General features: G+C 56.4%; 17 protein-coding genes and 2 tRNA genes. 18 read left to right on the top strand and 1 reads right to left on the bottom strand.

What is annotated here, in order from left to right; genetic code table 11:
- Positions 1-35 precede the first annotated feature (35 nt).
- The 10 genes from hisS (at position 36) to NBH13_RS02610 (ending at position 10865) form a co-directional block, all read left to right on the top strand.
- Positions 36-1427: a histidine--tRNA ligase gene (hisS, locus tag NBH13_RS02650; RefSeq protein WP_144164737.1), complete on the top strand. Its 1392-nt coding sequence runs from the start codon at positions 36-38 to the stop codon at positions 1425-1427.
- A 40-nt stretch (positions 1428-1467) separates the two neighbouring features.
- The gene (gene aspS / locus NBH13_RS02645) at positions 1468-3267 is read left to right on the top strand and encodes an aspartate--tRNA ligase (RefSeq protein WP_033501290.1); all 1800 of its coding nucleotides are present in this window, start codon (positions 1468-1470) and stop codon (positions 3265-3267) included.
- Between the two features lie 158 nt (positions 3268-3425).
- A complete protein-coding gene (locus NBH13_RS02640) occupies positions 3426-4979 on the top strand; it encodes an ABC transporter substrate-binding protein/permease (RefSeq protein ID WP_250778814.1) in 1554 nt (517 codons plus the stop codon).
- Positions 4976-5740: an amino acid ABC transporter ATP-binding protein gene (locus tag NBH13_RS02635; protein ID WP_004223673.1), complete on the top strand. Its 765-nt coding sequence runs from the start codon at positions 4976-4978 to the stop codon at positions 5738-5740. The genes NBH13_RS02640 and NBH13_RS02635 overlap by 4 nt, the downstream gene beginning before the upstream one ends.
- 176 nt (positions 5741-5916) lie before the next feature.
- Entirely contained in the window at positions 5917-6051 is a 135-nt protein-coding gene (locus tag NBH13_RS08670; RefSeq protein WP_255298649.1) for a hypothetical protein, read from the top strand.
- Positions 6052-6230: 179 nt separating this feature from the next.
- Positions 6231-6989, top strand: coding sequence for an amino acid ABC transporter ATP-binding protein (locus NBH13_RS02630; RefSeq protein ID WP_171842644.1), 759 nt, complete (start codon positions 6231-6233; stop codon positions 6987-6989).
- A 39-nt stretch (positions 6990-7028) separates the two neighbouring features.
- Positions 7029-7868, top strand: coding sequence for a glutamate ABC transporter substrate-binding protein (locus NBH13_RS02625; RefSeq protein WP_181982039.1), 840 nt, complete (start codon positions 7029-7031; stop codon positions 7866-7868).
- On the top strand, positions 7868-8545 hold the full coding sequence (locus tag NBH13_RS02620; RefSeq protein WP_004223681.1) for an amino acid ABC transporter permease: 678 nt from the start codon (positions 7868-7870) through the stop codon (positions 8543-8545). The genes NBH13_RS02625 and NBH13_RS02620 overlap by 1 nt, the downstream gene beginning before the upstream one ends.
- 6 nt (positions 8546-8551) lie before the next feature.
- Complete coding sequence (locus NBH13_RS02615) at positions 8552-9694, top strand: amino acid ABC transporter permease (protein ID WP_118269873.1); 1143 nt, start codon at positions 8552-8554, stop codon at positions 9692-9694.
- Between the two features lie 184 nt (positions 9695-9878).
- On the top strand, positions 9879-10865 hold the full coding sequence (locus tag NBH13_RS02610) for a PPK2 family polyphosphate kinase (RefSeq protein WP_022244898.1): 987 nt from the start codon (positions 9879-9881) through the stop codon (positions 10863-10865).
- On the opposite strand, the gene NBH13_RS02605 is transcribed toward NBH13_RS02610, so the two are convergent.
- Positions 10847-13405: a DEAD/DEAH box helicase gene (locus tag NBH13_RS02605; RefSeq protein ID WP_250778813.1), complete on the bottom strand. Its 2559-nt coding sequence runs from the start codon at positions 13403-13405 to the stop codon at positions 10847-10849. The genes NBH13_RS02610 and NBH13_RS02605 overlap by 19 nt on opposite strands.
- An 83-nt stretch (positions 13406-13488) precedes the next feature.
- On the opposite strand from NBH13_RS02605, the gene NBH13_RS02600 reads away from it, so the two are divergent.
- The 8 genes from NBH13_RS02600 to NBH13_RS02565 all read left to right on the top strand — a co-directional run bounded on the left by NBH13_RS02600 (position 13489) and on the right by NBH13_RS02565 (position 21543).
- Positions 13489-14883, top strand: a complete 1395-nt coding sequence (locus NBH13_RS02600) for a replication-associated recombination protein A (RefSeq protein ID WP_250778811.1) — start codon at positions 13489-13491, stop codon at positions 14881-14883.
- Between the two features lie 222 nt (positions 14884-15105).
- Positions 15106-16545: an MFS transporter gene (locus NBH13_RS02595; RefSeq protein WP_250778809.1), complete on the top strand. Its 1440-nt coding sequence runs from the start codon at positions 15106-15108 to the stop codon at positions 16543-16545.
- A 98-nt stretch (positions 16546-16643) separates the two neighbouring features.
- Entirely contained in the window at positions 16644-18302 is a 1659-nt protein-coding gene (locus tag NBH13_RS02590; RefSeq protein WP_250778806.1) for a peptide ABC transporter substrate-binding protein, read from the top strand.
- A gap of 130 nt (positions 18303-18432) precedes the next feature.
- Entirely contained in the window at positions 18433-19053 is a 621-nt protein-coding gene (locus tag NBH13_RS02585) for an ATP-dependent Clp protease proteolytic subunit (RefSeq protein ID WP_022244890.1), read from the top strand.
- Positions 19054-19055: 2 nt separating this feature from the next.
- Positions 19056-19757, top strand: a complete 702-nt coding sequence (locus tag NBH13_RS02580) for an ATP-dependent Clp protease proteolytic subunit (protein WP_099570755.1) — start codon at positions 19056-19058, stop codon at positions 19755-19757.
- Between the two features lie 145 nt (positions 19758-19902).
- Entirely contained in the window at positions 19903-21216 is a 1314-nt protein-coding gene (clpX, locus tag NBH13_RS02575; protein WP_250778805.1) for an ATP-dependent Clp protease ATP-binding subunit ClpX, read from the top strand.
- A 135-nt stretch (positions 21217-21351) separates the two neighbouring features.
- Positions 21352-21425, top strand: a tRNA-Arg gene (locus tag NBH13_RS02570).
- A gap of 44 nt (positions 21426-21469) precedes the next feature.
- Positions 21470-21543, top strand: a tRNA-Arg gene (locus tag NBH13_RS02565).
- Positions 21544-21636 lie beyond the last annotated feature (93 nt).

Genomic DNA, 21636 nt, shown 5'->3' with positions numbered 1-21636 from the left:
TGCATTTTCCGCAACCTCATTTATTATAGGGAATCGTGGCAAAAGGCGCATCTATTTCAGGATTTCCAGAGTGGCTCCCCTCTGAACGTGTTGTGGAGCAGCGTGTTATCGACACGCTCCGTGAAGTATTCGAGCTCAATGGCTTCATAGGCATTGAAACTCGTGCGGTTGAGCAGGGTTCGAGCCTGCTCAAAAAAGGCGAAACCAGCAAGGAGATTTACTTGCTGAGCCGTCTTCAGGAGGTCGGTCATGAGTCCGACACTCCGATTGAAGATCGTCTTGGTCTGCATTTTGATTTGACTGTTCCGCTGAGCCGTTATGTCGTTGAGCATTCGGGTGATTTGGCGTTCCCGTTTAAGCGTTGGCAGATTCAGAAGGTCTGGCGCGGCGAACGTCCTCAGGAAGGGCGTTTCCGCGAGTTCGTGCAGGCCGATATCGATGTGATCGGCAATGGTGATCTACCGGATCATTATGAGGTTGAGTTGCCGCTGGTCATGGTATCGGCTTTGGAACGTCTGCGCGAGTTCGGTCTGCCGAAGGCCACCGTGCATGCGAACAACCGCAAGCTCTCCGAAGGTTTCTACCGTGGTTTGGGCCTGAACGACATCGAAGGCGTGCTTCGTGAGATCGACAAGCTCGACAAAATCGGTGCCGACGAAGTGGCCAAGCTGCTGGTGGAAGGTTGCGGAGCCAACGAGAATCAGGCTCGTGCGTGCCTTGAGCTCGCGGAGCTCACCGCCGCTGATGGTGCGGAGCTGTCCAGCAAGTTCGACGCGTTGTGCGAGAAGCACGACATCGCCAATGATTCCGAGGCGTATGCGCTCGCACGTCAGGGGCTTGACACGTTGGCGATGATTGTTGACGAGGCCGCTCGTATTCGCCCGGGTTCCGTGATTGCGGATCTGAAGATCGCTCGCGGCTTGGATTACTATACCGGTTCCGTGTATGAGACGTTCCTTGACGGTGCGGCCTCGCTCGGGTCCATCTGCTCCGGAGGTCGTTACGACAACCTCGCATCGCAAGGCAGCAAGAAGTACCCGGGTGTGGGCCTGTCCATCGGCCTGTCCCGCTTGGTTTCGTACATGCTGCACACCGCCGGTGCCCACGCGAATCGTGTGTCCCCGGCTTCTGTGCTCGTGGCCGTGTGGAATGAGGAGGACCGTTCCGCGTCCAATCTGATTGCCAACCAGCTGCGTGCCCGTGGCATCGCCGCTGACGTGGCTCCGACCGCAGCCAAGCTCGGCAAGCAGATCAAGTATGCCGACAAGCTCGGCATACCATACGTGTGGTTCCCCGCAGACGAGTCCGCGCAAGACGCTTCGGATGAAGTCAAGAACATTATCACAGGTGACCAGCATCCGGCCGACGTACAGTCTTGGGAGCCGGATACTGTGTATGCCCAGCAAACCGTTACTGTAGAAGCCTGAAATCACAAGACTTCACAAGAGAATAAGGAATAGGGGAAGCATGAGCCAGACGGCTTATAGAACACATCATGCAACCGAAGTGACCGAGGAACTCGTCGGTCAGAAGGTGACGCTCTCCGGTTGGGTTGATCGTCGTCGCGACCACGGCGGCGTGGCCTTCATCGATCTTCGCGACAACACCGGTTTGGTGCAGGTTGTCATTTATGACGAGGACATGGCACGTCCGCTGCGTTCCGAGTTTGTGATTCAGGTTGTAGGCGAGGTCCGCCTGCGTCCGGACGGCAATGAGAACGATCATCTGGCCACCGGCAAGATCGAGGTCGTTGCCGAAAGCATCGAGGTGCTTGCTAAGTCCGATGCGCTGCCGTTCCAGGTGTCCACCGCTTTGGAGAACGAGTCCGAGAACAAGCTGCCGGGTGAGGAAGTTCGTCTCAAGTACCGTTATCTCGATCTGCGTCGTCCGTCCATGCAGCGCAATCTGAAGTTGCGTTCCCAGATGTCGAAGGCCGCACGCCACGCTCTGGAGGAGATGGGCTTCGAAGAGGTCGAAACTCCGACCATGATCAAGTCCACGCCGGAAGGCGCCCGCGATTTCGTGGTGCCGGCCCGTTTGGTGCCGGGTTCCTGGTACGCATTGCCGCAGTCCCCGCAGTTGCTCAAGCAGCTGCTCATGGTCTCTGGCGTGGAACGCTACTACCAGCTGGCGCGTTGCTACCGTGATGAGGATTTCCGTGCCGACCGACAGCCGGAGTTCACCCAGCTTGATATGGAAATGGCATTCGTGGATCAGGAAGATGTGATGGCCATGGCCGAAAAGGTCATCGCTGCCATTTGGAAGTCTGCAGGCTATGAGATCCAGCTGCCGATTCAGCGCATCACCTGGCAGGAAGCCATGGATAAGTACGGCTCCGACAAGCCGGATCTGCGTTTCGGCAATCCACTGATCGAGCTGACTGACTACTTCAAGAACACTCCGTTCCGCGTGTTCCAGGCTCCGTACGTCGGCGCGGTGCTCTTCAAGGGTGGTGCAGCCACGCCTCGCCGCCAGTTCGACGCTTGGCAGGATTGGGCCAAGCAGCGTGGCGCCAAGGGCCTTGCCTACGTGGTGTTCGCTGAGAACGGCGAGCTCAAGGGACCTGTTGCCAAAAACCTGTCTGAAGAGGAACGCGCTGGCCTGAAGGAAGCCGTTGGCGCGGAAGACGGCGATGCCGTGTTCTTCGCCGCAGGCCGCCGCACCTCCGCTCAGGAGCTGCTGGGTGCCGTGCGCGTGGAATTGGCTGATCGTGCCGGTCTGCTCAAGCCCGACGATTTCGCGTTCACCTGGGTTGTGGACTTCCCGCTGTTCAAGGCCGCCGACGATCCGGATGATGACGATGTGGCGGTCGGCCACTCCAAGTGGACTTCCATGCACCACCCGTTCACCATGCCGTCCAAGGATTGGATCGACACCTTCGACAAGGATCCGGAACACGCCATGTCCGATTCCTACGACATCGTGTGCAACGGTAACGAAATGGGCGGCGGTTCCGTGCGTATCCACCGTGATGACATTCAGGATCGTGTGCTCGATGTGCTGGGCATCACCCCTGAAGAGGCTGCCGACAAGTTCGGCTTCCTGCTTGAAGCCTTCAAGTACGGTGCTCCGCCGCACGCTGGCATCGCTCTCGGTTGGGATCGTACCGCCGCTATCCTGGCTGGTGCTGACTCCATCCGCGACGTCATCGCCTTCCCGAAGGCTGGCGGCGGTCGTGATCCGCTGACCGGCGCTCCGGCTCCGATTTCCGACGAACAGCGTGCGGAAACCGGCGTTGATTATGATCCGGAAGAAGACGAAGACTGATAGCGTTTTCGCTTTGAGATGACAGGCTGTCTTTGCATGAGAGACCGTGCAAGGACAGCCTGTTTTTATTGTTTGCGTTGTCTATTTTCTCTTGCTGCCGGTATGGTGGAGCAAAGATGAGTATCTGAAATATTATGAGAAAGAACTGAATCTGTAGTATGAATTTGAAGCAATCGTTGGAAAAACATGATTTTCATGGTGTCTGGATGCGACTTCTCGCGTTGGCGATGATACTGATTGTGGCAGTGAGTGCACTCGTCGCATCCCCAGCCAGTGCTAACGCCGCCGAAGTCGGAGATCCCTCCGCAGTCAAGGGCAAAACCTACGCGGTTGGTACTGATACCACGTTCGCACCGTTCGAATATCGGGAGAACGGCAAGATGACCGGTATCGATATGGAACTGATTCGTGCCATCGCCCAAGAAGAAGGATTCGAAGTCACCATCCAATCATTGGGTTTCAATGCGGCATTGCAGGCTTTGAGTTCCAATCAGGTGGATGTGGTGATCGCAGGCATGTCAATCACCGACGAACGCAAGGCGACTTACGATTTTTCCAATCCTTACTTCCAGTCCGGCATTCAAATGGCCATCGCTGAAAACAACGATAGTATTACCAGCTACAAGGATCTTGACGGTAAAACCGTTGTTGCGAAAACCGGTTCGGAAGGCGAATCCTACGCCAAGCAGCATGCGAACGAGTATGGCTACACCGTGACTTCCGTGGACCAGTCATCAACCATGTACGAGATGGTCAAATCCGGCAATGCGGATGCCGTGTTCGACGACTATCCGGTGCTTGCCTACGGTGTTTCCCAAAACAACGGTTTGAAGATCGTGACTCCGAAGGTGCCGCATGGTGAATACGGCATGGCCGTGAACAAAGGCAAGAACGCCGATCTGCTGGCCGCCATCGACGATGGTCTGAACAAGCTCATCGCTTCGGGCGAGTATGAGACGATTGTCGCACAGTATTTGGGTGCCGATGGCGCGAAGGAACAGGTCGAGGCGATTTCCGGCAAGGTCACCGACAACGGTGCCGACGGTGAGGCGCAGAAGAAGGTCGGTTTCTTTGGTCTGGTCAAACAGTCGATGCCGGCTTTGCTGACTGGTCTGAAGAACACGCTGTTGATCACGTTGCTGTCGTTTGTGATCGCACTGGCGTTGGGTGTTGCTTTCGGCTTGATGAAAGTATCGGAGAACAAGATTCTGAGAGGCGTGTCCAAGGTTTATATCGCAGTGTTCCGCGGCACTCCGATTCTGGTGTGGGCGTTCTTCTTCTATTTCGGTGTGCCGCAGCTTATCGGACACAGTGTGAACATTTGGGTTGCAGGTGCGTTGACGTTGTCGCTCAATTCCGGCGCATATCTGGCGGAGATCGTGCGTGGCGCCGTGCAGTCCGTTGACTCTGGTCAGATGGAGGGAGCACGCTCGCTTGGCCTCAACCATCATCAGGCCATGGCGCGTGTAATCATGCCTCAGGCCACTGCAATCGCCATGCCGTCGATCATCAACCAGCTGGTCATTATGATCAAGGATTCCTCGCTGCTGCTGGCCATCGGCTTTGGTGAATTGCTGTATCAGGCGCAGCAATTGTATGCGGCGAACTTCCGCGTCACCGAAACGTTGCTGATCGTCGGTGTGATGTACTTCGTGGCCATCACCATCCTCACATGGCTGGCCAATATCGTTGACAGGAAGGTGAATCGATGAGCGAGAACTGCAATCACGGCAACAATGATGGCGAAGTGATCATCGACGTCAAGAATCTGCATAAAAACTATGGTCATATGGAAGTCATCAAAGGCGTCGATCTTACGGTACGCAAGGGCGAGGTGATCTGTATCATCGGACCGTCTGGTGCCGGCAAATCCACCATGTTGCGTTGCCTGAACGGACTTGAACAGGCATCCAGCGGCCAGATCGTGGTCAACGGTCATGATCTGGGTGATCCGCATGTGAACATCGACCAGGTTCGAGAGCAGGTTGGCATGGTGTTCCAGCATTTCAACCTGTTCAACAACATGAGCGTGATTGACAACATCACGCTTGCGCCGAAACTGGTGCACAAGGAAACCGACGAGCAGGCGCGTGAACATGCGATGGCATTGCTGAAAACCGTGGGATTGGCCGAAAAGGCCGATGTCATGCCTCGCTCGTTGTCTGGCGGTCAAAAGCAGCGTGTTGCCATCGCACGATCCTTGGCCATGCGTCCGAAGGTCATGCTGTTCGACGAGGCCACGTCGGCGCTTGACCCGGAGATGGTCGGTGATGTGCTCGAAGTCATTCGTGAGCTGGCCGAAGACGGCATGACCATGGTGCTGGTGACCCACGAGATGGGTTTCGCCCGCGAAGTGGCCACCCGCGTGATCTTCACCGACGCCGGCGTGATCGAGGAGGAAGGCACTCCGGACGAGATCTTCAACCATCCAAAGAGCGAACGATTGAAGACGTTCCTTTCCAAAGTGCTCTGAGTGCTCTCTTGGCCCCGGCGATTGCTTAATCGCTGATCGCGGATGAAATGCTGCGATCGTGTGACGGATGGTCATACGAATCTGCATGTAAAAGACAGGCGAATGTAGGGTGAAATTCATCTTGCGTTCGCCTGTTCGGCTCTTTCTCGTTGCTTGGCGTTCCTACGTTGGTATGCATGAGCATTGGTGATACGTGGCGTCGCGTTGTGGATGGTTTCAAATCCAAGGTGCCCGAACGAGTGGTGTTCGGTGCGGTGGTTGTATTGTTCGTAATAGCGGTGCTGGCTATCGAATTGCCACGATGGTGGTAGCTGCCACGTACGGCGCTCAAGATATCGGTATTGCGGTCGATAACGCGCTATGATGCATTTTGAGACAACGTCGTCTCACATTTCGAGCACGTCAGGGGGTGGTAACAGCCGCAGAAACATGGCTTTCATATACTATCCGTATGACAGATATCAAAGAAACGCAAGAGACGCGCCCGATCATGCCGGGTACGGAAGACAGCGACCGCCCGCTGGTCGAATTGACCCACGTTGAAAAGCACTACGGTGACTTGCATGTGCTCAAGGACATCAACCTCACCGTCAAGAAGGGCGAGGTGCTGGTCATCGTCGGTCCATCCGGTTCCGGCAAATCCACCATGTGCCGCACCATCAACCGTTTGGAAACCATCGATTCCGGCGACATTCGCATCGACGGCAAGCCGTTGCCTCAGGAAGGCAAGGAGCTCGCCAGCCTGCGTGCCGAGGTCGGCATGGTGTTCCAGTCGTTCAACCTGTTCGCCAACAAGACCATTCTTGAAAACGTGACGCTTGCGCCGATCAAGGTGCGCCACATGGATAAGAAGGCGGCCGAGGATCTCGCCATGGATTTGCTTGCCCGCGTGGGCGTGGCTTCCCAAGCCTCCAAGATGCCGTCACAGCTTTCCGGCGGTCAGCAGCAGCGTGTCGCCATCGCCCGAGCGCTCGCCATGCAGCCGAAGGTCATGCTGTTCGACGAACCGACGTCCGCACTTGATCCGGAAATGGTCAACGAAGTGCTTGACGTCATGGTGGAGCTGGCTCACGAAGGCATGACCATGCTGTGCGTGACCCACGAAATGGGCTTCGCGCGCAAGGTGGCCGACAAGGTCGTGTTCATGTCCGACGGCCAGATTCTTGAGCAGAGCACGCCGGAGGACTTCTTTGAAAATCCGAAGACCGATCGTGCCAAGGACTTCCTGTCGAAGATTCTCACCCACTGAAATGACTGACGGGAATAAGACAGAAGAAGGATTTTCGATATGAAACTTTCTATGAGGGCGAAGCGTATGCTACGCAGGGTTATAGCGACCTTCTGCGCATGCGCATGCGTGTTCGCAGTGTCCGCCTGCGGCGCGGACGACGCCGATGGCAAGATTCGCATCGGTATCAAATTCGACCAGCCTGGTCTGGGCTTCAAAAAGTCCGGCACGTATGTCGGCTTCGACGTTGACGTAGCCAAGTACATCGCCAAGAAACTCGGCTATTCCGAAGACCAGATCGTATGGAAGGAGGCACCGTCGAAGCAGCGTGAAGCCATGCTGCAGAACGGTGACGTCGATTACATCGTCGCCACGTACTCCATCACCGACGAACGCAAGAAGGTCGTCTCCTTCGCCGGACCGTATTTCGTGGCGGGTCAGGATCTGCTCGTTCGTAAAGACGAAACCTCCATCAAGGGACCTGAGGATCTGAACGGCAAGCGTTTGTGCTCCGTGACCGGTTCCACTTCCGCGGTCACCGTCAAGGAGAAGTTCGCCAACGAAGTGCAGCTCATGGAGCAGCCTGGTTACGCGGAGTGCGCTACCGCACTGTTCTCTGGCATTGTTGATGCGGTGACCACCGACGACATTATTTTGGCTGGTCTGGCCTCCGCGTCCCGCGGCCGTCTGCGCGTGGTCGGCAAGCCGTTCACCCAGGAGTATTACGGCGTCGGCATCAAGAAGGGCGATACGAAGCTGGCCACCCAGATCAACAACGCCATCGCCGATATGATCCAGGATGGTTCTTGGCAGCGTGCCATTTCCGACAACACGAAGGGCACCGCATACACGCCGAACGCGAAGTACAATCCGCCGGAGCCGACTGAGGGGGAGAGATAATGGAAGCGTTCATCTCATTGTTCAGCCAGTACAATGTGCCGGCTGCGTTCTTGGTGAACATTGAACTGACCCTGTGGTCGGCGTTGTTCTCCACGATTCTTGGCGTCATCCTCGTGATGATGCGCATCTCGCCGGTCGCGTCGCTGCGTATGGTCTCGGGTGCTTACGTCGAGCTGTTCAAGAACCTGCCGTTGACCATCATCATGGTGTTCATGGTGCTGGGTGCCTACGCGCAGCTGAAGCTCAGCTTCTCCGACACGTTCGCCACCAACTTCTTCTGGCTTGCCGTCACCGGTTTGAGCCTGTATACGGCGGCCTTCGTGTGCGAATCGCTGCGATCCGGCATCAACACCGTGCCGCTTGGCCAGGCTGAAGCCTGCCGTGCGCTGGGATTGAACTTCATGCAGTCCGCCACCCAGATCATTCTGCCTCAGGCGTTCCGTGGCTCCGTGGCACCGCTGGGCAACACGTTGATCGCATTGCTGAAGAATTCCACGGTTGCGGCCGCGGCTTCCGTCGCCACCGAAACCTCGTCGTTGATGAGCGAAATGATCGAATACCGTTCCGACGTGATTGTTCCGATCTTCCTGATCTTCGCATTCGGTTATGTGATTCTGATCATTCCGATCGGCATGCTGACCACGTATCTGTCCAACAAGCTCGCGGTGAGGAGGTGACGCACCATGGCAAGCGATGAAAGCGCGGTGCTGTTCGACCAGCCCGGTCCTAAGACCCGTAAAACCATTCGTATCGTCAACTGGATTGCCGGCATTGTCTTCGCAATCGTAGTTGTGCTCATTCTCATGAGGCTTCACAATCCGCCGGATGGCGAGAACCAGCTGAGCTGGGAGTTGTGGAAGCCGGCGCTTGACGCTGAAGCATGGACCGATTTCTATCTGCCCGGATTGTGGGCCACGATTCGAGCTTCCGTGTTGGCAGTGATCGGCGCAGTGCTGTTCGGTCTGATTTTCGGTATCGGCCGTCTGCTGCCGAATATCGTGATTCGTGCGATTTCCGGCGCCATCGTTGAGTTCGCACGTGCGGTCCCTGTGCTGCTGCTGATGATCTTCTTCTGGCGTTGGTTCGCTTTCGCAGGCATGTCAAGCCCCGCATACTGGGCTGTGGTGCTCGCATTGGTGATCTACAACGGTTCCGTGGTGGCCGAGCTGGTTCGTTCCGGTGTCGGCAACCTGCCGAACGGCCAGCGTGAGGCGTCGCTCGCCTTGGGCTTGACCCGCACGCAGTCGCTGATGGAAATCGAAGTGCCACAGGCCATCTACGCCATGCTTCCTGCCGCCGTGACGCAGTTGGTGGTGGTACTGAAGGATACCGCTCTCGGCTCGATCATCATGTACACCGATTTGCTGCAGGAATCGCGTCGACTTGGTTCGATGTACTTCAATATTCTGCAGACATTGGTTGTGGCTGCCGTCATCTACTTCATCGCATGCTGGCTGCTGAGCCGTCTTGCGGAATGGCTGCCGGAACGCATGCAGAAGCACACTGCGGCACCTGCCGAACCGGAACCGGTCGCTCCGATCGCCATTATGGATCCGTCGAACGTGAACCAGATCGCCGTGGCTAGGGAAGGTGTGCCGCTTGGCGGTGCCCAGCGCCTGTACCATGTGCACCATCGTGGTTCCAACGCGTCGATTCGCCATTGGCGTCAGACCCGCTATGTTCAGGGATTCGATGAGACGCATCCGGAAAGCCAAGTCGAGTTCGATAAGAACGGCAGGCCGATCAAAGATACGTCCAAGCAGGACAAGCTGAGATTCGACAAGCCGAAGTCAGACAAATCAAAGGGTGATAAGCCCAAGCGGTGACGTCATTTGATCTGAGAAGACCGATAGGGCGCTGGTTTCTTGCAAAGAGCGAGGAATCAGCGCCCTATTGCGTGAAAGAAGTCAGACAAAACGTCAGAAAAGCGGGATGCGGCGATTGGGTGCGGCGATGCCACGGTTCAATCGCCGCATCGTCTATCATAGGGGACAAGCGAGGAGGCTTGACATGTCAGACAAAGACAAGGATGCGAAGACGTCGTCCATTGCGAAGACGTTGAACAAGGTTGAGGACAGGCTTGAGAAGGGGGAGAACTGCAGTTCCGTTGCCGAAGGGCTTGCGAATGTTGCCAAGGCCAGCGAGTTGCTCAGTTCCGTGTGGACGCTTCCGCCCAGTCAGTTATTGCGATTCCATCATGATACGAGGGTCGCTGCAATCGATGGCGATTCCACGCCGGGTTTCGACGGCAACAAAGATGATGCGGAACGATTCATTGCGATCAGTTCTTCTGAAATCGCACGATATCAGCGGCTTATGTACGCCAATGGAGTGAAAGGTTCCCGCCGTCGTCTGTTGATTATTCTGCAGGGCATGGATGCTTCCGGCAAAGGCGGCATCGTGCGTCACGTATTCAGCCAGGGCGATCCGATGGGCATGCATTATCACGGTTTCGGTGCTCCCAAAGGCGAGGAAAAGGACCACGATTATTTGTGGCGCATCAAACGGGAACTGCCGCAGAATGGTTGGATCTCCATTTTCGATAGATCGCACTATGAAGATATCGTCATGCCGCGCATTTACAAAACCTATCCGGAAGAGGTATGGCAGGCGCGATATGACGAAATCAACCGATTCGAATCGCAATTGGTCGCGGACGGATGCTCCATCATCAAAATATTCCTTGTGGTGAGCAAAGAGGAGCAGAAGGAGCATTTCCTCGGCAGGCTGGAGGATCCGACCAAATATTGGAAGTTCGACCCCAGCGACCTTGAAGCGCGTGCCCGTTGGAACGACTACATGGCCGCATGGCAGGACGTGTTCGCGCGTACGAGCACCGAGCAGGCGCCCTGGTACCTGGTGCCTGCCGACAATCGTTGGTATTCAAGGGCGGTTGTGTCTGAACTGCTCCGTAACGTATTGAAGAACATGAACATGATCTGGCCGCCCCTGGAAGTCGACGCCGACGAGATGCGACGTCAGTTGGAAACGCTGTAGTCGAAGAACACGACTTCGCCGCTCGACTGTGTGGTATCCAGATCGACGGTTCCGGTGATGGCCCAATCATGGTCGCCATCGGAATCGTCGATGATCTGACGCACTTTCCAGCTGTGTTCGCTGTTCTCCTTGGAATCGTCGAGGATGAACAGCTCGCCGCTACGGGCTTTCGCATCCGTGTTGACGTATTCGTGTTCATCGTAGAAGTCGTCGAGCGCATCCTCCCATTCGTGCACGCCATAACCCCAGTCTTTGTCAAGCGCGCCAAGTTCATCGGGCTTGTCGAGATCCATAAGCTGTACGCGGCGGAACATGGCATTGCGTACGAGCACGGTGAGGCCTCGACGATCTTCCACCACGGCCTGCTTCGCACCGGGCGCGGCCAGGTTCGCGGCGGCTTCGGAAGCGTCGGTGCCGGCTCCTGCGTTCTCCCACTCGTCGACCAGCGAGGAGTCGATGGAACGAACCACAACGCGCAGCCAGGAGATGATGTCCCGTAACTGTTCGTTACGCTTCTCCAAAGGAACGGTACGTGCCAGCGTGCGATATGCGTCAGATAGATAGCGCAGCAGCGTGCCTTCGGAGCGGGCGATGTTGTAGCGCGAGATGTAACCAGTGAAATCGGAGGCCGTTTCGACCATGTCCCGGATCACCGATTTCGGGCTCAACCAGTAATCGTTGGCCCAAGGCACATCATGGCGGTACTCGTCGAACGCCGCTTGAAGCATGTCTTCCAGTGGTTTCGGATAGGTGATTTCCTGCAAGCGGTCCATGCGCTCGTCATAGTCGAGGCCATCTTCCTTCATGCGAATCATCGCCGCATCGCGAGCTTGACGTTCCTGCGCGCGCAACACCTGCTTCGGGTCCTCCAACGTGGCTTCCACCATGGAAATCACGTCAAGCGCGTAACTTTCCGATTCCGGATCAAGCAGTTCCAACGCGGCCAGCAGGAACGGGCTCAACGGTTGGTCAAGTGCGAAATCATCCGGCATGTCGACGGTCATGAAATAGTCCTTGCCGCCATCGTCGCGGTCTTCTGTTTCGATCACATTCGTGTCGAACAGCGTTTGGAAGATCTCGTCGGCACGATCATGAAGACGCTCCTTCTGTTCCGGAGTCTGCGCCGAATCGTCGATCAGGCGATCGATGCGGTAGCGTGCGTCGCCGCCCTGCGCCACTTCGTTCAACACCATGGAATGCGTGACCTTCATATGTGGCACCAAAGTTTCAGGGGCCGCGTCGATCAGCTTGTCGAACGTGTTCTCATTCCACGTGACAAAACCTTCCGGCGCCTTCTTGCGCTTGACTTTCTTGAGTTTCTTCGGGTCGTTGCCTGCCTTGGCGAGAGCCTTGGCGTTCTCGATTTCGAATTCCGGTCCTTCGGCGATGACCAACCCTTCCGTGTCGAAGCCCATACGGCCCGCACGTCCTGCGATCTGATGGAATTCTCGGGCCCGCAGTTTGCGCATTTTCGTGCCGTCGAACTTGGTCAATGCGGTCAGCACCACGGAATGGATGGGCACGTTGATGCCGACGCCCAACGTATCTGTGCCGCAGATCACCGGCAACAGACCCTGCTGGGCGAGCTGCTCGACCAGACGACGATAGCGGGGGAGCATACCCGCATGGTGAATGCCGACTCCGGTGCGCAACAGACGTTGCAAAATCTTGCCGAATGCGGTGGTGAACTTCGTGCCCTTGATCGCCTCCGCAATAGCGGCACGTTGTTCCTTGCTGGACACGCCCGTGCTTGCCAGGGCGTTCGCCGTCTCCAATGCGGCGTCTTGGGAGAAATGCACCACATAAATCGGTGTTTCGCCTCTGCCGAACGCCAGTTCGACGGTCTTCTCCAACGGGTCGAGCGTGTACTCGTACGTCAACGGCACCGGGCGCGGCGCATCGGCGATGATGTCGACGTCCGTATCCGTCATATCCTCCAGTTTGTCGGCGATCGCATCGACGTTGCCCAATGTGGCGCTCATCAGCAAAAACTGCGTGTTCGGCAACGTCAGCAGCGGAACCTGCCAAGCCCAACCGCGCTCCGCATCGCCATAATAATGGAATTCGTCCATCGCCACACAGCCGACATCGGCATGACGGCCCTCACGCAATGCTTGGTTCGCGAGAATCTCCGCAGTGCAGCAGATGATCGGAGCATCGGCGTTGATGTGCGTGTCTCCGGTGATCATGCCGACGTTCTCACGACCGAACACCTCCACCAGATCAAAGAACTTCTCAGACACCAACGCCTTGATCGGAGCCGTGTAATACGAGCGACGGCCCGTGCACAGCGCCGCGAAATGCATGCCCAACGCCACCAGTGATTTGCCGGAGCCGGTGGGTGTGTTCAAAATGACATGGTCGCCTGCGAGCAGGTCCATGATGGCCTCTTCCTGATGGGGCCACGGCTCAACGCCTTTGATGTCCGCCACCCACTCGAAAAAGCGCTCGTAGATCTCGTCCGTGTCGATGTTGCGCTCGCCATCGCTCCAACTCGGCGCCAACGCGCCCAAAGAACCGTAATTCATATCGTCAGCCATGATTGCCAGTCTACCGTCTGGCATGAACTCGAATGTCGAACGTGTGTTCGAATTATTGCGTATGTTGCGGTACAGTAGAAGTTATGACTGAGGATTTGTTTGGCGCGATGGACGCTCCCGAAGACATGACGCGTCCGCTGGCCGTGCGTATGCGTCCGTCGAGCGTGGACGAGGTGGTGGGCCAGTCGCGGGTGTTAGGGCAGGGCTCTCCTCTGCGCAGGCTCGCCAATCCGGCGTCCAAAGGCTCGCTGACGGCACCGAGCTCCATTATTCTGTTCGGGCCTCCAGGGGTCGGCAAAACCACGCTCGCCTATATTGTGGCCAAACAATCCGGTCGAGTCTTCGAAGAGCTTTCCGCAGTCACCTCCGGCGTCAAGGACGTGCGGGACGTGCTCAGACGTGCCCATGACCGTCTTGTCGCGGAAGGCAAGGAAACGGTACTGTTCATCGACGAGGTGCACCGGTTCTCCAAATCGCAGCAGGACGCATTGCTGCCAAGCGTGGAAAACCGTGACGTCACCTTCATTGCGGCCACCACGGAAAATCCAAGCTTTTCCGTCATCAAACCGTTGTTGAGCCGATCCGTGGTTGTCAAACTCGAATCGCTGGAACCCGACGATTTGAAAACGCTCATCAATCGGGCTGTGGAAAGTGAGCACGGGCTTAAGAACGAAGTCAAAATCAACGATGAGGCCATCGACGAAATCGTGCGCATGGCCGGAGGTGACGCACGAAAAACATTGACGATCCTCGAAGCGGCCGCAGGGGCGCTTACTGGTGACAAAGCGCGTAAAAAAGGCGCAAAACGACCGACTATCACCCCTGATGTGGTGTCGCAGGTCATGGATGTGGCCACCGTGCGCTATGACAAAGACGGCGACGACCATTACGACGTCATCTCCGCATTCATCAAATCCATGCGTGGATCCGACCCGGACGCCACCATGCACTACCTGGCACGGATGTTGCGCGCGGGCGAGGATCCGCGATTCATCGCACGGCGCATTATGATCGCAGCTTCCGAGGAAGTCGGTATGGCGGCTCCGCAGATACTGCAGGTCACCGTCGCGGCGGCACAAGCCGTGGCCATGATCGGCATGCCCGAGGCGCGCATCATTCTCGCGGAAGCCGCGCTCGCCGTTGCCACCGCTCCGAAGTCGAACGCCAGCTACAACGCCATCAACAGCGCGCTCGCCGATGTGGACGCGGGACTGATCGGCCAAGTGCCATTGCATTTGAGGAACGCGCCGACCGCCTTGATGAAAAGTTGGGGAAATCATGAGGGGTATCGCTATGCCCATGATTGGCCAGGTGCCGTAGCTCCGCAGCAATACATGCCGGACGAGCTGGTAGGGCGGGAATATTACCATCCGAACGATCGCGGTTACGAGCACGAGATCAAACCGAGATTGGAGAAAATTCGCAAAATCCTGCATGAGAAGGATGGTGGTCAAACCGGTGACTCTGATCGAGCCTAGTGTGGTGTCAGTTCTCATTCTTCGTTGCCGTTGGACTAGGGGTCCGCTAAAATTCTTCGTTGGGGTTGATGCCTGCTTGCTATGAGCAAGGCCCATGCGTCAATCGCGGCGTCGCACATGGCCGCAGGAAAAAGTGCGCGGAAAGTGATTATGCAAGAACGGAATACAACGCTCGAAACCACCAGCCATATCAGTCGAAACAGTAGCGAAAACGTCAGAAAAATGCCAGACGAACGCATCCCCGGCAAACTCATCGGAGCGATTGTGGCGGTCGGCTCCCTCGCCTTCATTGGCATTCTCACCGAAACCGTCATGACGGTACTGTTCCCGCAACTCATGCGGGAATTCAACGTCGATACCGCAACTGTGCAATGGATCACCACCATCTATCTGCTGGTGGTGGCCGCAACCATGCCGTTGTCGTCGTACCTCAACCGTCGGTTCAAGCATCGCACGCTGTTCCTTGCCGCGGTGTCGCTTGCGGTGCTCGGTTCGTTGATCATGATCGTCGGCCATGCGTTCCCGGTCATTCTCACTGCCCGCGTGATTCAAGGCATGGGTTCCGGTGTGGCCACGCCGCTGATGATCAACATCATTCTTGAGCAGTCGCCAAAGAGCAAGGTCGGACGATTGATGGGCGTTGGCTCGCTGGTCATTACTGTGGCTCCGGCAATTGGACCGACCGTGGGCGGCGCGGTGTCGAGTATTCTGCCATGGCGTGCGATTTTCGTAATCGTCATTCCGGTTATTCTGATGATTTCGCTGCCTGTCGGTTTGAAATGCATCGAACAGCATCGTCCGACGGAAGAAGCGCGTCTCAATCCGTTGCAGTTTGTTTCGATTGTGCTTGCGCTGTGCGGATTGGTGATGTTCCTGAATCAGGCTGGTGTTGCGGTCAGCGCTGCGGTTGCCGGCAGTAGCGCCACGGTGTCGGCGGTGTTCGCCGTGGTGAGTCTGATAGTTGGGTTGGGTTCGCTGTTGTTCTTCGGCTGGTCGTCGAAGCGTTCGTTCTCGCCGCTGATTCGTTTGGGATGGCTACGTGATCCGATGGTGTTGTTGCATTTGGTCGCCTATATGCTGCTGCCGATCGTCGGCATTGGTTTTGGCTATGTGATCACCAATGTGGCGCAGCTTTCGTTGGGCACCAGCGCGTTCCTCGCCGGTGCTTTGGTGTTGCCCGGCGCTTTGATCGGTGCGTTCTTCGCACCGGTTGGCGGTATGCTGTATGACCGTTTCGGACCGGTGCGTCCGATTCTCGTCGCGTTTTTCGCCGCGATTTGCGGGCCGATTCTGTTGCTGGTATTTTCCATGCGACTGACATCCGTCATGCTTGCCGGTTTCTATTTCATTTTCGGGCTTGGCTATTCGCTTGGTTTTTCCAATATCATGACCAACGCGTTACGCAATATCGCGCCTCATTTTATGCCGGACGGCAATGCGGTGTTCAATACCTGCCTGCAGTTTGGTGGTGCCGCTGGCACGGCGCTCTTCTCCACGATTCTGTCGGTGGCCCAGTCCGGTTCGGGCGAAGAGGGCAGTGATGCGTTCCGTCATGCCACAGCTGTCGGCGGAAGTTGGACGTTCGCCACGATGATTGTCATTGTCTCCGTAGCTATCTGCTGCCTGATTGCGGCGTTCCGAATCGGTGCAAAACGTAAATAACCGGCTATAGAAAAAGCCTGTAGCGTAATGTGAGGAAAGCGTTTCGTCAGGAAATGCCGGCTTGCTATGCTGTCTCTACCATTATCGAGAGGACAGCAATGAACAACCAACGTCCGCATGGCAGCATTACCGCCGGCCTGCTCAAGCCAATCACTGCAGCGCTTTCCATCGTCGCGCTGCTTGCGGGCTGCGGATCCGTGGAAACGAAAGATACCGTAACCAAAGTCGCCAGTGCCGATAAGGTGGTTAGCGTCAACGTTACGGAACCGTCGAACGGTCTGCTGCCAAGCGATACCAGTGATATGTCCGGATGGAAGGTCGTCAGCCAACTGTACGACGGTCTGGTCACATTCGACACGGAAGGCAATGAAACACTGGTCGAAGCCGAATCGATCACGCCGAATGATGACGCTTCCGAATACACCATCGTGCTCAAGCCGAATTTGACCTTCTCTAATGGTGAGAAGATCACTGCCGACACGTATGCGAAAAGCTGGTCGTTCGCGGCCAACGCGGCCAACGGGCAGGTGGGAGCCTCCATTTTCGAAGACATTCAGGGCTACGATGAGCTGCAGGATGCTGAAGGTTCCAAAACCGCGCAGCTATCCGGCCTTACCGTGGTCGACGACACCACGCTGAAGGTCAAGCTCAAAGCGTCGAACTCGGCGTTCCTGTACAAAATCGGAGACATCGCCTTCTTGCCGATGCCGTCCGAAGTCATCAAAAATCCCAAGGCATACGGACAAAAACCGATCGGCAACGGCCCGTACAAGCTGAAGGCGTACAAAAGCGTCGAAGAAATCATTCTTGAAAAAGATGACTCCTACAAGGGGCCGCGCGAAGTCAAGAACGCAGGCATCGATTTCAAGGTGTATCACAGCCTTGACGCGGCCTATTCGGATCTGCTGGCAGGCAATCTTGACGTGCTCGATTCCATTCCTACCTCCGCGCTGAAAACCTATCAGAACGAAAGGAACATCACCGCCGTCAGCAAGCCCGGTCCGTCGTTCTCAGCATTTACGATTTCGCAGAATCTTAAGCATTTCCAAGGCGAGGAAGGCAGGTATCGCCGTCAGGCCATCGCACATGCCATTAATCGTGAAAACATCGCCGACGTGATTTTCGGCGGTACCGTGACGTCCGCAATCGATTTTCTCGCTCCCGTGATCAAAGGATACGATACCGATCTCGACGCTGGTGGCGTGCTTGCGTACGATGAGGCGAAAGCTAAGGAATTGTGGGCGAAGGCGGATGCGATTTCGCCATGGAATGGAACGTTCCGCATCGCATACAGCGCCGATGGCGCCGACAAGGAATGGGTGGAGGCCGCGGTCAATTCCATTCGCAACGCTCTTGGTATCGATGCTGAAAGTTACCCATTCTCCACGTCCAAAGAGCTGAGGAGCGCCATTCAGGAGCGCACCATCGATGCGGCGTTCAAGTCGGGCATGCAGTCAGACTACCCGCATCCGGAAGGTTATTTGGTGCAGGCATATGACTCTTCGGCCGCGGATGGCAAGGGTTTGAACAACGGTGATTACAAGAGCGACGAATTCGATGCGCTGATCGATCAGGCGGCTGCGGAAACCGATTTGGACAAGGCCGTGATCCTGTATCAGCAGAGTGAGCGTGTGTTGCTGAAGGATCTGCCGGTGATTCCTTTGTGGTATACCAACGTGACCGCGGCTTCGGCCAAAGGTGTGGAAGTGAACTACAACTATATGGGCGTTCCCGAATACAACACCATCGTCAAGTAAGTTCGTCAAGCAGTCCCTCAAAGACGCATATCGAGGTGCGCGAAGACTCCACTGTGAGCGCAATTTCATCACCCGTCGCTTCGAAGCGGTAGGCTGTGAAACTATAGAGAACATAGGAAAAGGAGACAAGGTGAGCAACCTCAGTGCACCCCTGCCCGTCATGGCCGGCGAAGATATGCCGGCCGGGCCCGCCGATCCGATTTTCAACCGTCTGCTGAAGGACCGCATCATCTGGATGGGTGAGGAAGTCAAAGATGAGATGGCCAACCGCATTTGCGCGCAGATGCTGATGCTGGCCGCCGAAGATCCTAAGAAGGATATTTGGCTGTACATCAATTCCCCGGGTGGTTCCATCACCGCAGGCATGGCCATTTACGACACCATGCAGCTCATCGAGCCTGACGTGGCGACCGTTGGTCTGGGTATGTGCGCATCCATGGGCCAGTTCCTGCTGAGCTCCGGCACCAAGGGCAAGAGGTTCCTGACCTCTCACGCCCGCGTGCTCATGCACCAGCCTTCTGGCGGCATCGGCGGTACTGCAACCGACGTGCGTATCAACGCCGAGCTGATCATGGATATGAAGAAGACCATGAGCGAGCTGACGGCTGAGCAGACCGGCCACACGGTTGAGGAAATCTACCGCGACAACGAGTACGACCACTGGTTCACCGCGCAGGAAGCGTTGGAATACGGCTTTGTGGACAAGCTCGTTTCCACGCATGACACGATGAACGCCACCAAGGGAGAGTGAACATGGCAAGCGAAGAATCCCAGTTCGTAGCCCGCGCGGAACGACTTGCAGGTCCGGCCGGAGTGGTCGGATTCCAAGCCGCCGCCGCCCGTGAGGCTGCTTTCGCTCCGCAGAATCGTTATGTTCTGCCGCAGTTCGAAGAGAAGACCCCATACGGTTTCAAGAGGCAGGATCCGTACACCCGCCTGTTCGAGGATCGCATCATCTTCATGGGCGTGCAGGTCGACGACACGTCCGCCGACGATATCATGGCCCAGCTGCTGGTGCTCGAAAGCCAGGATCCGAACCGTGACGTGATGATGTACATCAATTCCCCGGGTGGTTCCATGACGGCCATGACCGCCATCTACGACACCATGCAGTACATCAAGCCGGACGTGCAGACCGTGTGCCTCGGCCAAGCCGCTTCCGCGGCCGCCATCCTGCTGGCCGCCGGTGCCAAGGGCAAGCGTCTGATGCTGCCGAACGCCCGCGTGCTCATTCACCAGCCGGCCATCGATCAGGGCTTCGGCAAGGCCACGGAAATCGAAATTCAGGCCAAGGAAATGCTTCGTATGCGCGAATGGCTGGAAAACACGCTGGCCAAGCATACCGGTCGTGATGTGGAGAAGATCCGCAAGGACATCGAAGTCGACACCTTCCTGACCGCACCTGAGGCCAAGGAATACGGCATCGTCGACGAAGTGCTGGAACACCGTAACTGAACGGCGCATATGAGAGGTTCCATCTGAAGTCGCATCTTCACAAATCAATACCCCTGCCGGGCGTCGGCAGGGGTATTGTGTTTTTCAATGACGATTGCATGACATCGGTTGCTCAATGGCAGGTACGCAAAACAAAGGGGTGCGAATGGGACGAGTGGTCAGCTACAACGACGAAGTGTCACGGTGCACGTTCTGCGGTAAAACGGAAAATCAGGTACGCAAGCTCGTTACCGGATCGGGTGCGGCCATTTGCGACGAATGCATCGAGCTATGCGTCGACATCATTTCCGAGGAGCGTGTCAAGGACGCCCAGCTGAACACGTTGCAGTTGCCGAAACCGGCCCAGATCAGCGCCTATCTCGACAACTACGTGGTTGGGCAGGATTCAGCCAAACGCACGCTTTCCGTGGCCGTATACAACCATTACAAGCGCGTCAACATGGAAATGCGCGAATCCGCGGAATTAAGAGATCGGGCAACCCGCAAAAACGACGATCCGTTGGCTGGCGTGCAGGTGGCCAAATCGAATATTCTGCTGCTGGGGCCTACCGGCGTAGGCAAGACGTATCTTGCGCAGACGCTGGCGAAAGTCATGAACGTGCCGTTCGTGATCGCCGACGCCACTACGCTCACCGAAGCCGGTTATGTGGGCGACGACGTGGAAACTGTGCTGCAGCGCCTTATCCAGGCCGCTGACGGCGATGTGGCGCGAGCGCAGCAGGGCATCATCTATATTGACGAAATCGACAAGATAGCGCGCAAAAGCGGCGAAAACACGTCTATTACACGCGATGTGTCAGGTGAAGGCGTGCAGCAGGCCCTGCTGAAGATTTTGGAAGGCACTGTAGCTTCCGTGCCTGTGGAAGGTTCACGCAAACATCGAGAAATGGAAACGGTGCAGATCGACACCCGCGACATTCTGTTCATTTGCGGTGGTGCTTTCGTTGGACTTGCCGATATTGTGGCACAGCGCCTGGGTGCTCGCGAAAGCGGATTTGGTGCGGCCTGGCATGATCACGAGGTGCCGAAGCGTGAGTTGCTTGCCCAGGCATCGGCCGACGATCTTGCCGATTTCGGCTTATTGCCTGAATTCATCGGCAGATTGCCGGTGGTGAGCGTGCTGGAGGAGTTGACGGAAAACAATTTGGCGCGCATTCTGGTCGAACCGGAAAACGCTTTGGTCAAGCAGTATCAGAAGCTGTTTGCGATTGATGGGGTGACGTTGACGTTTACCGAAGGCGCAGTGAGGCAGATTGCGGCCACGTCGATTCGCAGGGGCACGGGTGCCCGAGGCCTTCGATCGATTATTGAGAAGACCTTGGAAGATACGATGTTCCAGTTGCCAAGTATGACCGGCGTGTCGGAAGTGGTGGTGGATGAGGCTTCCGTCAATGGCTCCGGCACTCCGAAACTGCTGAAGGTTTCGACGGAGGAGATTCCCCGCAGACGCGCCGCGTGAGAATTCGGATTTTGTGGGGCTGAAGCAAACGTGAATCTCTCTATGAAATCCATGAAAATAAGCGCGACACGCCGAGATTTTGTTTCGTGGTCATTTGGGTGTATCTTATTCGAGTTGCCGAAAACAAGCAACGTTGCGCGAGTAGCCCAGCGGATTAGAGCAGCTGACTACGGATCAGCAGGTCGCAGGTTCGAATCCTGTCTCGCGCACTGGCCACCGGTCATCAGGTGGCATAAAGAAATGAGATGACGTTGCGCGAGTAGCCCAGCGGATTAGAGCAGCTGACTACGGATCAGCAGGTCGCAGGTTCGAATCCTGTCTCGCGCACATGAACCTCCCTCGCGAAATGCGAGGGAGGCTTTCTTTTTTGAGAGTAACGGCGGCACTGCTGTGAATAGTGTTCGAATCCATGCGATTGAC

The organism is Bifidobacterium intestinale, assembly GCF_023656765.1.
Classification (GTDB): Bacteria; Actinomycetota; Actinomycetes; order Actinomycetales; family Bifidobacteriaceae; genus Bifidobacterium; species Bifidobacterium hominis.
The sequence above is the reverse complement of the archived record's forward strand: the minus strand, read 5'-3'. Positions and strand labels throughout refer to the sequence as shown.

Coding starts and splice junctions, on each gene's coding strand:
- NBH13_RS02600 (WP_250778811.1), top strand. CDS start 13,489: ATGACTGAGGATTTGTTTGGCGCGATGGACGCTCCCGAAGACATGACG.
- NBH13_RS02605 (WP_250778813.1), bottom strand. CDS start 13,405: ATGGCTGACGATATGAATTACGGTTCTTTGGGCGCGTTGGCGCCGAGT.
- NBH13_RS02620 (WP_004223681.1), top strand. CDS start 7,868: ATGGAAGCGTTCATCTCATTGTTCAGCCAGTACAATGTGCCGGCTGCG.
- NBH13_RS02595 (WP_250778809.1), top strand. CDS start 15,106: ATGCCAGACGAACGCATCCCCGGCAAACTCATCGGAGCGATTGTGGCG.
- NBH13_RS08670 (WP_255298649.1), top strand. CDS start 5,917: ATGAGCATTGGTGATACGTGGCGTCGCGTTGTGGATGGTTTCAAATCC.
- NBH13_RS02630 (WP_171842644.1), top strand. CDS start 6,231: ATGCCGGGTACGGAAGACAGCGACCGCCCGCTGGTCGAATTGACCCAC.
- NBH13_RS02635 (WP_004223673.1), top strand. CDS start 4,976: ATGAGCGAGAACTGCAATCACGGCAACAATGATGGCGAAGTGATCATC.
- NBH13_RS02615 (WP_118269873.1), top strand. CDS start 8,552: ATGGCAAGCGATGAAAGCGCGGTGCTGTTCGACCAGCCCGGTCCTAAG.
- NBH13_RS02625 (WP_181982039.1), top strand. CDS start 7,029: ATGAAACTTTCTATGAGGGCGAAGCGTATGCTACGCAGGGTTATAGCG.
- clpX (WP_250778805.1), top strand. CDS start 19,903: ATGGGACGAGTGGTCAGCTACAACGACGAAGTGTCACGGTGCACGTTC.
- aspS (WP_033501290.1), top strand. CDS start 1,468: ATGAGCCAGACGGCTTATAGAACACATCATGCAACCGAAGTGACCGAG.
- NBH13_RS02580 (WP_099570755.1), top strand. CDS start 19,056: ATGGCAAGCGAAGAATCCCAGTTCGTAGCCCGCGCGGAACGACTTGCA.
- NBH13_RS02640 (WP_250778814.1), top strand. CDS start 3,426: ATGAATTTGAAGCAATCGTTGGAAAAACATGATTTTCATGGTGTCTGG.
- NBH13_RS02610 (WP_022244898.1), top strand. CDS start 9,879: ATGTCAGACAAAGACAAGGATGCGAAGACGTCGTCCATTGCGAAGACG.
- NBH13_RS02590 (WP_250778806.1), top strand. CDS start 16,644: ATGAACAACCAACGTCCGCATGGCAGCATTACCGCCGGCCTGCTCAAG.